The organism is Verrucosispora sp. CNZ293 (assembly GCF_002754655.1).
This window is the reverse complement of sequence record NZ_PEFR01000001.1, coordinates 4,108,525-4,121,936: the sequence shown is the minus strand read 5'-3', so window position 1 is coordinate 4,121,936 and position 13,412 is coordinate 4,108,525. Positions and strand designations below refer to the sequence as shown.

The following is a 13,412-nucleotide window of genomic DNA, read 5'->3' as shown; positions in this document are numbered from 1 at the left end:
AGGCGGCCCGCCCCGAGCGCAGCGGGGCATCCACCCGCAGTGACAACCGCTGACCCCGCGCGGCGCATCCGTGCAATCCTGGAAGCGGTGTCCGTCGTCCACGCCTGGCGCGGACGCGTGGACACCGGGGACGGGAGTGGGAGGCACCGAGTGACCGACGGCTGGGACTGGCGCCAGCCCGGCGTGGGCGGAGCACCGGCCGGGCAGCCGGCGGCCGGGCATCCGCCAGCCGGTGTGCCGGCGACACCACAGGACGGCGGCCACGCCGCGTCACCGTGGTGGTCCGACGCGCTCGCCGATCCGTGGCGGGATCCGTACGCACCGACGGCTGTGGTGCTGCCGGCGGCACCGGTGGCCGGCAGCGAGCCGGAACCGGTCACCGATCCGGACGCGGCCGGTCGGCCGAGGCTCCAGCAGCTCCTGGTCATTCCGCTGGTGACAGCCCTGCTCGCCGGGGCGCTCGGCGGTGCGCTCGGCTATGCGTTCGCGATCCGTGGTGGTGCCGGTGGGGCGGTCCTCGGCGCGGTCCCCGGTACGGTGCCCACGCTCGCCCAGCGTCCGCCGGAGTCACTGGCCGGCGTCGCCGAACGGGTACTGCCCAGCGTGGTCACCGTGCGGGTCGCCGGCCTGGGTGGCACCAGCGAAGGCTCGGGCTTCATCGCCAGTGCCGACGGGCATGTGATCACGAACGACCATGTGGTGGCCGGCGGTACCGGTAAGGCGTCGGTGATCTTCAACGACGGCACCTCGGCCGCCGCGACGGTGGTGGGGCAGGACGCGGAGTCCGACATAGCCGTGATCAAGGTCTCCCGCACCGGGCTGCGTCCGGTCGAGTTCGGCGACTCGGACGCGCTGGCCGTGGGCGACCCGGTGCTGGCGATCGGCTCCCCGCTGTCGCTGGCGAACACGGTGACCGCGGGCATCGTCAGCGCCCTGGACCGGACGATGCACGCCGGCGAGCCGGGTGGTCCGACGCGCTACTACGCCGCGATCCAGACCGACGCCGCGGTCAACCACGGCAACTCGGGCGGTCCGCTCGTCGATACGGCCGGGCGGGTCATCGGCGTCAACTCGACGATCAAGTCTCTGGTCGCCGAGGGGCAGGAGGCCGGCAACATCGGCCTGGCCTTCGCCATCCCGATCAACCAGGCGAAACGGATCACCCAGGACATCATCGGCACCGGGAAGGCCCGCCGCACGGTGATCGGTGCCCAGGTCGGCGGGCCCGGTTCGGGCACCAACGGCACCGGGGTACGCCTCGCGACTGTCGAGCCGTCCGGTCCGGCCGCCGGTGCGGGACTGCGCGCCGGTGACGTGATCCTGAAGCTCAACGGCCGTCCGATGACCGAGCCGACCGACCTGATCGCCCTGGTCCGCAAGTACGCGCCCGGATCGGTGGTGACGGTGGAGTACCGCCGGGGTTCCAGCCGGCAGAACGCCTCGGTCACCCTGGCCGCGGACGCGAAGTGACCTCGCACCCTCTTCTGGCAGCGGCACCTACGTGCGTACTCTGGCTGCGGTAGCCGGGGGAAGGGGGACCGAGGGTGTTCGAGAACCTGAACGTGTGGGAGGTCGGCGCGCTGCTGCTGCTGGCGCTGCTGATCTTCGGCGACCGGCTGCCGGTGGTGATCAGTGACGGACTGCGGATGGTGCGCAACCTGCGCACCATGGCCCGCAGCGCCACCACCGACCTGAGCAAGGAGTTGGGCACCGACATCCAGTTGGAGGACCTGCACCCCAAGGCGTTCATCCGCAAGCACCTGCTCAGCGAGGAGGACGAGCAGGCGATCCGGAAACCGCTCCAGGGTGTCTACGACGGCCTCCGGGCGGACGTCACAAGCGTGCACGACGAGCTCAAGGACGTCGCGAACGCGGCGGACCCGCGCCGGCCCGGCCCGGCCCCGGCGAGCGCCGGCCCGGCCCCGGCTCCCCGCGCGGTCAGCTACGACGACGTCACCTGACACCCACCACCCCGGTCGGGCAACCGACCGGCCGGTTCAGCGCCCGGACGGCTTGAGGCCCAGCGGCTTGCCGAGCAGTGACTCGCGGCGCAGCGCGAGCCGGTCGGCCACCTGGCCCAGCGCCTTCGCCGCCGGGGAGTCCGGCTCGGCGAGCACGATCGGGTTGCCCTCGTCGCCTGCCTCCCGGACCCGGGTGTCCAGCGGCACCTGGCCCAGCAGCGGCACCTGCGCGCCGATGGTCTGGGTCAGTGAATCCGCCACCGTCTGACCACCGCCGGCTCCGAAGATCTCCATCCGAGAGCCGTCGGGCAGTTCCAGCCAGGACATGTTCTCGATCACGCCGACCACCCGCTGGTGGGTCTGCAGGGCGATCGCGCCGGCCCGCTCGGCCACCTCGGCGGCGGCGGCCTGGGGGGTGGTGACCACCAGGATCTCGGCGTTCGGCAGGAGCTGAGCCAGGGAGATCGCCACGTCGCCGGTGCCCGGGGGCAGGTCGAGCAGGAGCACGTCGAGATCGCCCCAGTAGACGTCGGCGAGGAACTGCTGCAACGCGCGGTGCAGCATCGGCCCCCGCCAGACCACTGCGGCGTTGCCGGCGGTGAACATCCCGATCGAGATGACCTTCACCCCGTGCGCCTGCGGCGGCATGATCATGTCTTCGACCCGGGTGGGGAGGCCGTCCGCGCCGAGCATCCGCGGCACCGAGTGGCCGTAGATGTCCGCGTCCACCACGCCGACGGAGAGACCCCGGGCGGCCAGCGCGGCGGCCAGGTTGACAGTCACGCTGGACTTGCCGACGCCGCCCTTGCCGCTGGCCACCGCGTACACCCGGGTGCGGGAGCCGGGCTGGGCGAAGGGGATGACCGGCTCCTCGGTCGCGCCGCCGCCGCGCAGCTTCGCCTGAAGCTCCTTGCGCTGATCGGTGCTCATCACCCCGAAGTCGATCTCGACACGGCTGACCCCGCTCACCGCGCCGACGGCGGCGGTGATGTCGCTGCGCAGCTTGTCTTTCAGCGGGCAACCGGCCACGGTCAGCAGCAACTCGACCCGGACCACGCCGTCCTCGCCGATCTCGGCGGAACGCACCATGCCGAGTTCGGTGATCGGCCGGCGGATCTCCGGGTCGTTGACGGTGGCCAGGGCGGCCATGACGGCGTCGTTGACGGTGCTGACGGGAGCTGACATGCCCGCAATGCTACGTCGGCAGGGTGCCGCCGCCGGTGGCGGTCGCAACGATGTGAGCGAGTCGATCAGCTCTCCGGGCGGCGGGAGGTCGCGGTGCCGTGACGACCGTCACCCGGTTGGTCGCCGTCCACCTCGTCGCGGGGCTCGTCCAGCCCGTCACCACCGGTCCGGCCCGCCGGGTCGTCCCGGTGCCGGCGTTCCCGCCGCTGTCGCCGCTGCGCCGCCTCGTCCAACTCCTCGGCGAGCCGGGACAACTCGGAGCGGACGAAGTCCCGGGTGGCCACCTCGCCCAGCGCGATCCGCAGCGCGGCGATCTCCCGGGCCAGGTACTCCGTGTCGGCCTTCTGCATGGTCGCCCGGCGCCGATCCTCCTCCATCCCCACCCGGTCGCGGTCGGCCTGGCGGTTCTGTGCCAGCAGGATCAGCGGCGCCGCGTACGACGCCTGGATGGAGAGCACGAGGGTGAGGAAGGTGAAGGTGTACGGGTCGAACCGCATTCCCGCCGGGGCGAGGGTGTTCCAGAGGAACCATGCGGTGATCACCAGCGTCATGTAGACGATGAAGTTCGCCGTACCCATGCCCCGTGCGATGCCCTCGGCCCAGCGTCCGAACGTCTCCTGATCCACCCGGGGCAGCTTCAGTCCGCGAGGCTCCCGAGGCACGTCAAGCCGCTCCGCGCGCCGTTGCTCAGTCATGGTCACCGCCCGTCGCCGAGTCCGCGACGGCTGACGCCGTCGCCCCGTTCCGGGGGCCGCTCACCGCGTCCCGGTCCCGCCAGTCCCGGGGCAGTGAGTGATCCAGCACGTCGTCGACGGTGACGGCGCCCACCAGCCGGTTGTTCCGGTCGATCACCGGCATGGCCACCAGATCGTAGGTGGCCATCCGGCGGGTGATCTCCGGCAGTGGGGTGGTCGGGCGCAGCGGGTCGATGTCGTTGACGACCACGCCACCGAGCAGATCGGCCGGGGGCTCCCGGAGCAGCCGCTGGAAGTGCACCATGCCCAGGTAGCGGCCGGTGGGGGTGGCCATCGGTGCCCGGGCCACGAACACCTGCGCGGCCACCGCCGGGGAGAGCTGGGGCTCCCGGATCCGGGCCAGCGCCTCGGCCACCGTCGCGTCGGGAGGCAGGATGACCGGTTCGGAGGTCATCACGCTGCCCGCGGTGCCCGGGGTGTACTTCAGCAACTGTCGTACCGAATCGGCCTCGTCCGGCTCCATCAGGTCGAGCAGCACGTCCTGCTCCGGCGGCGGCAGCTCGCCCAGCAGGTCGGCGGCGTCGTCCGGCTCCATCTCCTCCAGGATGTCGGCGGCCCGCTCGCGGTCCAGCGCGGCGAGAATCTCCACCTGGTCGTGCTCGGGCAGCTCGCTGAGCACGTCGGCGAGAAGCTGGTCGTCCAGGGCCGCCGCCACCTCGTTGCGCCGGGCGTCGGGCAGATCCTGGAGCGCGTTGGCCAGGTCGGCCGGGCGCATGTCCTCGAGTACGGCCAGCAGGTTGGCGGTGCCCCGGGTCTCCGCGATCCCGCTGAGCCCGCGTACCTGATTCCACTCGACCTGGTGCAGATGGCCCCGGCGAGCCAACCGACCTGTCTGTTCGCGGACCGCCACCCGGGTCAGCGACCACTCGCCGCCACGACTGCACTCCATCGCCACGTCGACCACCGACGCGGCCCGACCCTCCGGGGCGACCTGCACCCGGCGGTCGAGCAGCTCCTGGAGGACGAGCAACTCGTTCGGGCGCTTCTCGAACCGGCGCAGGTTGAGCGTGCCGCTGCCCAGCACGATGGCGTCGGCGTCGATCGAGGTGATCCGGTTGATGGAGAGGAAGATCCGTCGGCGCATCGGCATCTCAGCGACCAGCCCCACCACCTCGGGCGGCCGTTGGCTCGCGCGCAGCCGGGCCACCGCGTCGCGTACCCGGCCCACCTGGTCGCCGTTGGGGTCGAAGACGGCGACTCCGGCGAGGCGGGCGATGTAGACCCGGGTCGGCGTGCTCACGGGCACCAGCCTAGGGGGTATGTCGACGCCCCCGCCCACCATGGTTCAGGACCGGCACGGCCGGGCAGTGACCCCGACAAACGTCCTGAGGGCCTAGTGTCTATCAACATGTCGACCTTGGCTTACGAGATCGTGGACGTCTTCACCGACCGTCCGTACGCCGGGAACCCGCTCGCGGTGGTCTTCGGCGCCGAAGGGCTGGCGACCGACCAGATGCAGGCTCTGGCGCGGGAGTTCAACCTCTCGGAGACGGTCTTCGTGCTGCCCGCGACCCAGGCCGGGGCCACCTACCGGGCCCGGATCTTCACGCCTGTCGACGAGTTGCCGTTCGCCGGCCACCCCAGCGTCGGCGCAGCGGTCACCGCCGCCCGCCGGGGCGTGTTCCCGGTGGGGCAGGTCACCCAGGAGTGCGGTGCCGGGGTGCTGCCGATCGAGGTCAGTGCCGGTGCCGCGACCCTCACCGGTGGCAGCCCCACCCTCGGCCCCGAACTGGAACCGGAACCGTTGCTGGAGATGGTCGGGCTCGCCGCCGAGGACCACAGCGGCCCGGCGCCCCGGGTCGCCGGCTGCGGCCTGGAGTTCCCGTTCCTGCCGGTACGCCCCGACGCTCTCGCCCGGGCCCAGGTGAACCCGGTGACGGCCGGGCGGTACGGCATTGAGCATGTCAGCGTCTTCTCCTGGGACGCCGTCAGCCAAACCGCACAGGCCCGGGTCTTCGTCCCCGGTCTCGGCGTACCCGAGGACCCGGCGACCGGGTCGGCCGCCCTCGGCCTCGGGGTGTGGCTGGTCGCCAGCGGCCTGCTGCCCGGCGAGGGACGATCGTCGTACACCGTCCGGCAGGGCGTCGAGATGGGCCGACCGTCCTCGCTGGCCTGCACGGTGACCGCGGCCGGTGGCGTGGCGGTGGGCACGAGCGTCGCCGGCCAGGTGATGCCGGTGGCGCGCGGCGAGATCCTCGTCCCGCCGTTCGTCGGCTGACGGCCGACGCGGACCGGCCCGGATGCGAGAGGATGCCGCGGTGACCGACGAGCGCGAGAATCACCCCCTGGTCGACGAGGCGATGAAGAAGGCCTCGGTGGCCTGGGTCGCGGTGGCCGACGGACCGCCGCTGGCCCTGTGGTGCGTGCCCCTGGAAGCGGCGCTCTTCGTGGTCGTCGGCCCCGGCGAGCAGGCCGCGCCGGGGTTGGCCGAGGCCGACGAGGCCCAGGTGACGCTGCGCGGCGACCACGGGGGCCGGATCGTCACCTGGCCGGCGCGGGTCAGCCGGGTGGCACCCGGCACCGAGCAGTGGGACACCCTCGCCCCGTTGGTGGGTGCCAAACGGTTGAACGCGCCCGGGCCGACCGTTGAACTCGTCGCCCGTTGGGCCGCCGACGGATGTGCCCTGATGCGGCTCGCCCCGGCCGGCCGGCCCGCGCACGGAGCCGAACTGCCGGCCGGCTCGCTCGCCGAACCGCCCCGGCCGACGCCGGCCGTGCGGGCCACCCGCCGGCCGTTCCGGTTGCACCGCGTCCGACGCCGCTGACCCGTCACACCGGGGCCGGGCGGACCGTCGACGGCGGGCCTGAGCGGCGAGGCGCGAGGCCCATCCGTGGCGCGGGCATCCGACGCCGTCCGGCTACGACGGGGTGCCGACCGGGGCGACGGCCTCGACCAGGTCGACCACCTCGGTGAGGGAACTCAGGGTCCGCCCGGCCCAGTCGACGTCGAGGTTGAACACCAGGTGATCGGCCAGGTCGGGCGAGGCCAGCCGGGCGGCGCTCAGGCCGGCACGCTGTGCGCCGGTCAGCTCCTGGCTGCCGCCGTCGCCCACGTAGAGGCAGTCCCGTGGCGGCAGACCCAGCCGCGCACAGGCGGCCAGGTAGAGGGTGGCGTCCGGCTTGCATCGCCCCACCTGGACGGAGAACACCCGGACGTCGAGCAGCGGGGCGATCGCCAGTTCCGGCAGGAACGCCGGCAACTCGTGGGTGCAGTCACTTATCACGCCGGTCCTTACCCCCCGTCGCCGTAACGCCCGCAGGGTCGGCACGGCCTCGTCCCGCAGCCGGGTGTCCGCGCGTACCGCCCGGTGGCGAGCGGCGGCGGCAGCTCGCAACGCCTCCGCCGATGGGTGTACGCCGGCCTGCTCGCACACCCAGCGAAGGGTCGCCTCGACGCTGCCGAAGCCTCCGCTGGCGCGTTCGTAGAAGCTGCGGTCGAGCACCTCCAGGAAGGTGTCCGGCGGACAGCCGAGCAGCTCGGCGGTGCTGAGGTGACCTTTGCCACGCTGGACCGGACGGGTCAACGTGCCGAAGAAATCGAACAGCACCGCTCGGAACCTGGGCATGGGTACTGACTCCGGGCGGATGAGAGGAGCCCCGACGGGACGCGCATGATCGTAACCGACCGTTGACGGAATGTGGTCACCGCACGACGTGTGAAGATTGCACCTCGTGGTCCCCGAACCTCATCGTCCGCCGCTTGACCTGATGACCGGCGCGGCCCTGGCCGTGGCCGTCCTCGCCGTCTCGTCATCCGCGCCGCTCATCGCCTTCGCCGCCGCGCCCGCCCTGGCTGTCGCGTTCTGGCGCAACGTGCTCGCGGTCGCCGTGCTGAGTCCGTTCGCGCTGGTCCGCCGGCGGTCCGAGTTCCGTGCCCTGACCACCCGCGTCGGCCGCCGCGAGGGCATGTACTGCGTCCTGTCCGGGGTGGCGCTGGCGGCACACTTCGCCACCTGGATGCCAAGCGCCAAGCTCACCTCGGTGGCCGCCGCAACCGCGCTGGTGGCCACCCAGCCGGTCTGGCAGGGGCTGATCGCCCGGGCCCAGGGCCGCCGACTGCCGGTGGGTGTCTGGGCGGGCATCGGGGTGGCGGTGGCCGGGGCGGTGCTGGCGACCGGAGCCGACTTCACGGTCTCCGGTCAGGCGTTCACCGGGGACCTGCTGGCGCTTGCCGGCGGTCTGTTCGCGGCCGTTTACACCGCGTTGGGGGAGCGTGCCCGGGTCACCGTCAGCAACGCCACCTACACCACCATCTGTTACGGCGTGTGCGGGCTGATCCTGCTGGTGATCTGTCTGGTCGGCGGGGTGCCGCTGAGCGGCTTCGACACCGGCACCTGGCTGGCGGTGCTCGCCCTGGTCGGTGGGGCGCAGCTGCTCGGCCACTCGATGTTCAGTTACGCCCTGCGGCGGGTCTCCGCCACCACGGTCAGCGTGCTGATCCTGCTTGAGGCCCCCGGTGCGGCGCTCATCGGCTGGGCGTGGCTGGGCCAGCTACCCGACCCGGTGACCCTGCCCGGCCTGTCGTTGCTGCTGGTCGGCGTCGCGGTGGTGGTGCTCTCCAGTGCCCGCACGGCCCGGCGTACGGCACGGGTCAGCACGGCGGTGCCGGCGGACGCGGCACCGGTCCGCGACTGAAGCCGGCTCCCGCCGGTCACACCTCGTGCACCTCGAGCACCCGGGTTTGCGGGGCGGCGTCGCCGAGCCCCGCGCGCAGCGCCACCCGCTCCGGGTCGGCCAGGAACGCCTCGTAGCCGGCTCGGGTGTCGAACCGGATGAGGTGCACCTCGGTATGCCCGTCCCCGGTGCGCAGCCGCCGTTCCAGCCGGCCGTCGTGGCGTGGCAGCAGGGCGAGCACCGTGTCCTCGTACCGTTGCCCGGCCTCGACCGCGTCGTCGGGCAACTCCACGAGCGCGACCAGGCGCACCGCGGCGGCCGGGTCGGTGACAAGCGACTTCCAGAAGTGGTGGTCGACGTGACCGCCCGGGATGCCCTCCCGCCGGCCGGTGTCGAGGTAGCCGTGCCGACGGTAGAAGCCCGGGGCCTGGAACGAGAACGAGGCGACCGAGATCTCGGTGCAGCCGCGCTGACGGGCCTCCTGCTCGGCCGCCGCCAGCAACCGGCCGCCCCAGCCTTCGCCGCGACGGTCCGCCCGTACCCAGACCATGTTGATCCCGGCGCAGCTGCCCCAGCTCCACCCGGTCAACCCGGCCAGCAGCTCACCGTCCGGGTCGGTGACCCGGACCGCCAGTTCCGCCTCGTCGGCGACGCCGGTGGCCTGGTTGTTGAAAGCGGTCAGCTCGGCGTCCAGCCGGGCGGTCAGCTCCTCGTCCTTGCCGAGCACCCGCAGGCTGGCGCCTTCCGTGACGGTCATGGCGCGGAGTATCGCAATGTTTCCCGACCGCGGCGACCCGGTTGTCCCGCCCGACGGACGGTCAGCCCGATACGCCGACAGCGGCGGCGCTCGCCGTCCAGAGTCGTTCCGCGAGTCGCGGATCGGCTGCCTTCGGCCACGGCCGGCGGGGCCGGCAGTCGAAGTAGTAGCCGCCGTCGCGCAACCGGGACCGGTCCTGGTTGGCGAGCCACACGAGCGTCTGCGCCCCCTTGACCGGGCTGCGGAAGGGCAGCAGACGCATGCCGAGCGCGACTATCCGGCTGTCGTTGCCGAAGCGGGTCCGCACCACCCCGGGATGGAAGCAGTACGACTCGACCCGCGGCCACCGTCGGGCCGCCTCGGCGGTGAAGAGGATGTTCGCCTGCTTGCTGGTGCCGTACGCGGACAGCGGCCGGTAACGGCGCAGCGGCGCGTTGAGATCGTCCGGATCGAGCCGGCCGCTGCGGTGCGCACCGGAGGCGGTCACCACCATCCGACGCACCCGGTCGGCCAGCAGGTTGGCCAGCAGGAACGGTGCCAGGTGGTTGGCCTGGATGGACAGCTCGAACCCGTCGACGGTGGTGACCGGCTGGAGCACGATCGCACCGGCGTTGTTGGCCAGCACGTCGATCCGGTCGTACGCGGCACGCAGTCGTTCGGCCATCTGTCGGACGTCGTCGAGGACGGCGAAGTCGGCGCGGAACACCTCGGGTCGCTCCCCGGACGCCTCGCGTACCTCGGCGGCTGCGGCCCGCAGCCGGGCCGGATCCCGGCCGACCAGGACGACCCGGTCGCCCCGGCAGGCCAGGTTGGTGGCGGCGGCCAACCCGATGCCCGAACTCGCTCCGGTGATCACGACCAGTCGACGGTCAGTGACATCTTCCACAGGTCCATTCACCGCGGTCACGGGACGAGGTTACCGTGGCGTCACAAGCACCTTTGGGATCGTTAAGTCAGGGGTGGCGGCCCCCGGCCGTACCCCGGAAGGAGCGCCGTCGATGGCCGTTGTTGGGCGTTCCCGCCGGTCCTGCCTGGCCGTACCCGGATCGAGCGTCAAGATGCTCGGCAAGGCCCAGGGACTCCCGGCCGACCAGGTCTTCCTCGACCTGGAGGACGCGGTCGCCCCGCTGGCCAAGCCGGACGCCCGCAAGAACATCGTGGCCGCGCTCAACGAGGGCGACTGGGCCGGCAAGACCCGGGTGGTCCGGGTCAACGACCTCACCACCCCGTGGACCTACCGGGACGTCATCGACGTGGTGGAGGGCGCGGGGGCCAACCTCGACTGCGTGATGCTGCCGAAGGTGCAGAACGCGGCGCAGGTGCAGTGGCTGGACATGACCCTCACCCAGCTGGAGAAGACCCTCGGCCTGGAGGTGGGCCGGATCGGCATCGAGGCGCAGATCGAGAACGCCGCCGGCCTGGTGAACGTCGACGCCATCGCCGCCGCGTCGCCGCGTGTCGAGACGATCATCTTCGGCCCGGCCGACTTCATGGCCTCGATCAACATGAAGTCACTCGTGGTCGGCGCGCTCATCCCCGACTACCCGGGCGACCCGTACCACTACATCCTGATGCGGATCCTGATGGCCGCCCGGATGCACGACAAGCAGGCCATCGACGGCCCGTTCCTGCAGATCCGGGACACCGACGCGTTCCGCGAGGTGGCGAAGCGGTCGGCGGCGCTCGGCTTCGACGGGAAGTGGGTGCTGCATCCCGGGCAGATCGACGCCGCGAACGAGGTCTATTCGCCGGCCCAGGCCGACTACGACCACGCCGAACTGATCCTCGACGCGTACCAGCACTACACCTCGGAGGCGGGTGGCCGGCTGGGCGCGGTCATGCTCGGCGACGAGATGATCGACGAAGCGTCCCGCAAGATGGCGCTGGTGATCGCCGCCAAGGGCCGGGCGGCCGGTATGACACGTACCTCGGCGTTCACCCCGCCGGCCGAATAGCCGTACCCACTCGTGACCCGCCCGCCCCGACCGAGGTCGGGGCGGGCGTCGCAGGTCAGGTGGTGGAGGACGAGTTCGCGATGGCGAAGGCGATCGCGATGGCGTAACCGATGATCACCAGCGCGAGCAGGCCGGTGAGAATCCAGCCGACGATGATGGCGGCCTTGGCCATTCCCTCGCCACTCTCACCGGTCTCCCGGATCTGGCGCATCGCCACGTGTCCCATGATGGCGCCGATCGGAGCGGTGATGCAGGAGCCGATCCCGATCAGGGAGAGGACCAGGGCGACGATCGCCATCGAGTTCGTCTTCTGTTGCGGATAGCCGTACCCGGGTGGGGGATACCCGTAGCCGGGCGGAGCCGGCGGGTAACCGGGCGGCTGGGCCGGCGGGTAGCCGGCGGGCGGGTACGGCGCGGCCACCGGGTCCGACTTCATCCCGGCGTACGGGTCGGCAACCGGTTGGTACGGGTCGTAGCCGGAGGGCTGCGGTGGGATCGGTGGCTGCGGGTGGACCGGCAGGGTCGGGTCGGCGGGCGGGCCGGACGGCTGGCCGGTCGATGCGGGCTCGGGCCAGCCGCCCGCCTGCGGGGGTTGCGTCATCGGGCTTCTCTTCCGTCGCGATGTTGTGGCGCAGTCAGGGTAGTCACCGCCGGGTACCCCGCGACGCGCCCGGCATCGGGTGCGCGTTGCCCGACAGCGGCGGTAAGGGGCAGGATCTCGGCATGGGGATTGACGCGCGTGCGGCGGACCGTTCCGGCAACAGACCGAGACGGGACGTCAGCCGGCCGGGCATGGGTCGCCGCCCACGCCCGGCTGTGACACCGGAGCCCGGTGACCAGGACGCACCGGCGCCACTGCCGGAGCCGGTGACGATGCGGTTGGACGGCAAGGTGGCGCTGGTGACGGGGGCGGGCAGCCCGGACGGCATCGGGTACGCCACCGCTCGCCGGCTGTCCGACCTCGGCGCCCGGGTGGCGATCGTGTCGACGACGCGGCGCATCCACGAGCGGGCCGGTGAACTCGGGGTGACAGGCTTCGTCGCCGACCTCACCGACGAGTCGGAGGTGGGCGCGCTGGCCGATGCCGTCACCGAGCAACTCGGCGACGTCGAGGTGCTCGTCAACAACGCGGGTCTGGCCAGTCGGGCCAGCCCGGAGGTGCTGCGCCCGGTCGCACAGCTCAGCTACGACGAGTGGCGCGGCGAGATCGACAGGAATCTGACCACCGCGTTCCTGTGCAGCCGGGCCTTCATCGGCGGCATGGCCGAGCGCGGTTGGGGACGGATCGTCAACCTCTCCGCCACGGCGGGGCCGGTCAACGCGCTGCCCACCGAGGCGGCGTACGCGGCGGCCAAGGCTGGCGTGGTGGGCCTGACCAGGGCGCTGGCCATGGAGATGATCGCCGACGGGGTGACGGTCAACGCGGTGGCCCCGGGCACCATCTACACCGCGGCGTCGACAATGGCGGAGATCAAACAGGGGCTGGGTACGCCGGTCGGGCGGCCCGGCACGCCGGACGAGGTGGCCGCGGCGATCACCTTCCTCTGCTCGCCGGCCGCGTCGTACATCACCGGGCAGATGCTCGTGGTCGACGGCGGCAACAGCGTCCGGGAGGCCCAGTTCCGCTGAGTGCGGGCTCCCGGACCGTCGTCCCGGCTAGGTGCTGGTGCCGTCGGAGCCCGCCCAGATCGCCAGTGCCAGCCAGCCGCAGCAGGCCACCAGGAACAGGCCGGTGAAGATGTAGCTGAGGATCAGGCCCCAGGTGGCGAGCTGGTCACCGTCCTCGCCGCTGGTGCGCAGCTGCCGCTTGGCCAGGTGGCCGAGGGCGATGCCGGCGGGAGCGAAGACGAAGGCGAACACGAGCGACAGGATGGCGAGCACGTTCGTGCCGCCACCACCGCCCTGACCGGCCGGCGGCCCGTACTGCCCGTAGGGCACCTGCGGGGCGTACGGCGGTTGCTGGCCCCACTGCTGGCCGTGTGGCGGCTGGCCCGGATGCTCGTACGCCGGCTGCCCGTACGCCGGCTGTTCGCCCGGCTGCTGTCCGTACGGCTGGCCGTACTGTGGCTGCTGCCCGCCCGGCGGCGGCTCGTAGGGCGACGGTGGCTGGTCCGGCTCCGGTGGTTGGCCCACGTTCTCCTCCTCCGCCCGCCTGCCGCTCCTCGCGGGTCGTCCGCCCTGGTGG

General features: G+C 72.3%; 15 protein-coding genes. 7 read left to right on the top strand and 8 right to left on the bottom strand.

Annotated elements, in window-relative coordinates:
- Positions 1-150: 150 nt before the first annotated feature.
- Both CLT74_RS18705 and CLT74_RS18700 read left to right on the top strand, forming a co-directional pair.
- Positions 151-1,470: a trypsin-like peptidase domain-containing protein gene (locus CLT74_RS18705; RefSeq protein ID WP_099847682.1), complete on the top strand. Its 1,320-nt coding sequence runs from the start codon at positions 151-153 to the stop codon at positions 1,468-1,470.
- Between the two features lie 74 nt (positions 1,471-1,544).
- Positions 1,545-1,961 carry a twin-arginine translocase TatA/TatE family subunit gene (locus CLT74_RS18700; protein ID WP_099847681.1) on the top strand — a complete coding sequence of 139 codons (417 nt, stop codon included), beginning with the start codon at positions 1,545-1,547 and terminating at the stop codon, positions 1,959-1,961.
- A 36-nt stretch (positions 1,962-1,997) separates the two neighbouring features.
- Here the strand turns inward: CLT74_RS18700 and CLT74_RS18695 are convergent, their stop codons facing one another.
- From CLT74_RS18695 to CLT74_RS18685, 3 genes are all read right to left on the bottom strand, one after another.
- Positions 1,998-3,146: an Mrp/NBP35 family ATP-binding protein gene (locus CLT74_RS18695; RefSeq protein ID WP_099847680.1), complete on the bottom strand. Its 1,149-nt coding sequence runs from the start codon at positions 3,144-3,146 to the stop codon at positions 1,998-2,000.
- A gap of 65 nt (positions 3,147-3,211) precedes the next feature.
- Positions 3,212-3,841 carry a DUF1003 domain-containing protein gene (locus CLT74_RS18690; protein ID WP_099852350.1) on the bottom strand — a complete coding sequence of 210 codons (630 nt, stop codon included), beginning with the start codon at positions 3,839-3,841 and terminating at the stop codon, positions 3,212-3,214.
- The gene (locus CLT74_RS18685; protein ID WP_486582405.1) at positions 3,834-5,141 is read right to left on the bottom strand and encodes a magnesium transporter MgtE N-terminal domain-containing protein; all 1,308 of its coding nucleotides are present in this window, start codon (positions 5,139-5,141) and stop codon (positions 3,834-3,836) included. Before CLT74_RS18685 ends, CLT74_RS18690 begins: the two co-directional genes overlap by 8 nt.
- A 108-nt stretch (positions 5,142-5,249) precedes the next feature.
- On the opposite strand from CLT74_RS18685, the gene CLT74_RS18680 reads away from it, so the two are divergent.
- Together CLT74_RS18680 and CLT74_RS18675 are read left to right on the top strand one after the other, a co-directional pair.
- Positions 5,250-6,119 carry a PhzF family phenazine biosynthesis protein gene (locus CLT74_RS18680; protein ID WP_099847679.1) on the top strand — a complete coding sequence of 290 codons (870 nt, stop codon included), beginning with the start codon at positions 5,250-5,252 and terminating at the stop codon, positions 6,117-6,119.
- A gap of 22 nt (positions 6,120-6,141) precedes the next feature.
- Positions 6,142-6,666: a hypothetical protein gene (locus CLT74_RS18675; protein ID WP_099847678.1), complete on the top strand. Its 525-nt coding sequence runs from the start codon at positions 6,142-6,144 to the stop codon at positions 6,664-6,666.
- 93 nt (positions 6,667-6,759) lie between these two features.
- Here CLT74_RS18675 and CLT74_RS18670 read toward each other — a convergent pair whose 3' ends face one another.
- Positions 6,760-7,467, bottom strand: a complete 708-nt coding sequence (locus CLT74_RS18670) for an HAD family hydrolase (RefSeq protein WP_099847677.1) — start codon at positions 7,465-7,467, stop codon at positions 6,760-6,762.
- Between the two features lie 142 nt (positions 7,468-7,609).
- On the opposite strand from CLT74_RS18670, the gene CLT74_RS18665 reads away from it, so the two are divergent.
- Positions 7,610-8,536 (top strand): DMT family transporter, encoded by a 927-nt coding sequence (locus CLT74_RS18665; RefSeq protein WP_099847676.1) that lies wholly within the window; start codon positions 7,610-7,612, stop codon positions 8,534-8,536.
- Between the two features lie 16 nt (positions 8,537-8,552).
- Here the strand turns inward: CLT74_RS18665 and CLT74_RS18660 are convergent, their stop codons facing one another.
- Both CLT74_RS18660 and CLT74_RS18655 read right to left on the bottom strand, forming a co-directional pair.
- Positions 8,553-9,272: a GNAT family N-acetyltransferase gene (locus CLT74_RS18660; protein WP_099847675.1), complete on the bottom strand. Its 720-nt coding sequence runs from the start codon at positions 9,270-9,272 to the stop codon at positions 8,553-8,555.
- A gap of 61 nt (positions 9,273-9,333) precedes the next feature.
- Positions 9,334-10,158: an SDR family NAD(P)-dependent oxidoreductase gene (locus CLT74_RS18655; protein WP_099847674.1), complete on the bottom strand. Its 825-nt coding sequence runs from the start codon at positions 10,156-10,158 to the stop codon at positions 9,334-9,336.
- A gap of 112 nt (positions 10,159-10,270) precedes the next feature.
- Here CLT74_RS18655 and CLT74_RS18650 point away from each other — a divergent pair, with 112 nt between their 5' ends.
- A complete protein-coding gene (locus CLT74_RS18650) occupies positions 10,271-11,227 on the top strand; it encodes an HpcH/HpaI aldolase/citrate lyase family protein (protein WP_099847673.1) in 957 nt (318 codons plus the stop codon).
- A 55-nt stretch (positions 11,228-11,282) separates the two neighbouring features.
- Here CLT74_RS18650 and CLT74_RS18645 read toward each other — a convergent pair whose 3' ends face one another.
- On the bottom strand, positions 11,283-11,828 hold the full coding sequence (locus tag CLT74_RS18645) for a DUF4190 domain-containing protein (RefSeq protein WP_099847672.1): 546 nt from the start codon (positions 11,826-11,828) through the stop codon (positions 11,283-11,285).
- 191 nt (positions 11,829-12,019) lie between these two features.
- On the opposite strand from CLT74_RS18645, the gene CLT74_RS18640 reads away from it, so the two are divergent.
- Entirely contained in the window at positions 12,020-12,856 is an 837-nt protein-coding gene (locus tag CLT74_RS18640; protein ID WP_199172398.1) for an SDR family oxidoreductase, read from the top strand.
- A 27-nt stretch (positions 12,857-12,883) separates the two neighbouring features.
- On the opposite strand, the gene CLT74_RS18635 is transcribed toward CLT74_RS18640, so the two are convergent.
- Complete coding sequence (locus CLT74_RS18635; RefSeq protein WP_099847670.1) at positions 12,884-13,360, bottom strand: DUF4190 domain-containing protein; 477 nt, start codon at positions 13,358-13,360, stop codon at positions 12,884-12,886.
- Positions 13,361-13,412 lie beyond the last annotated feature (52 nt).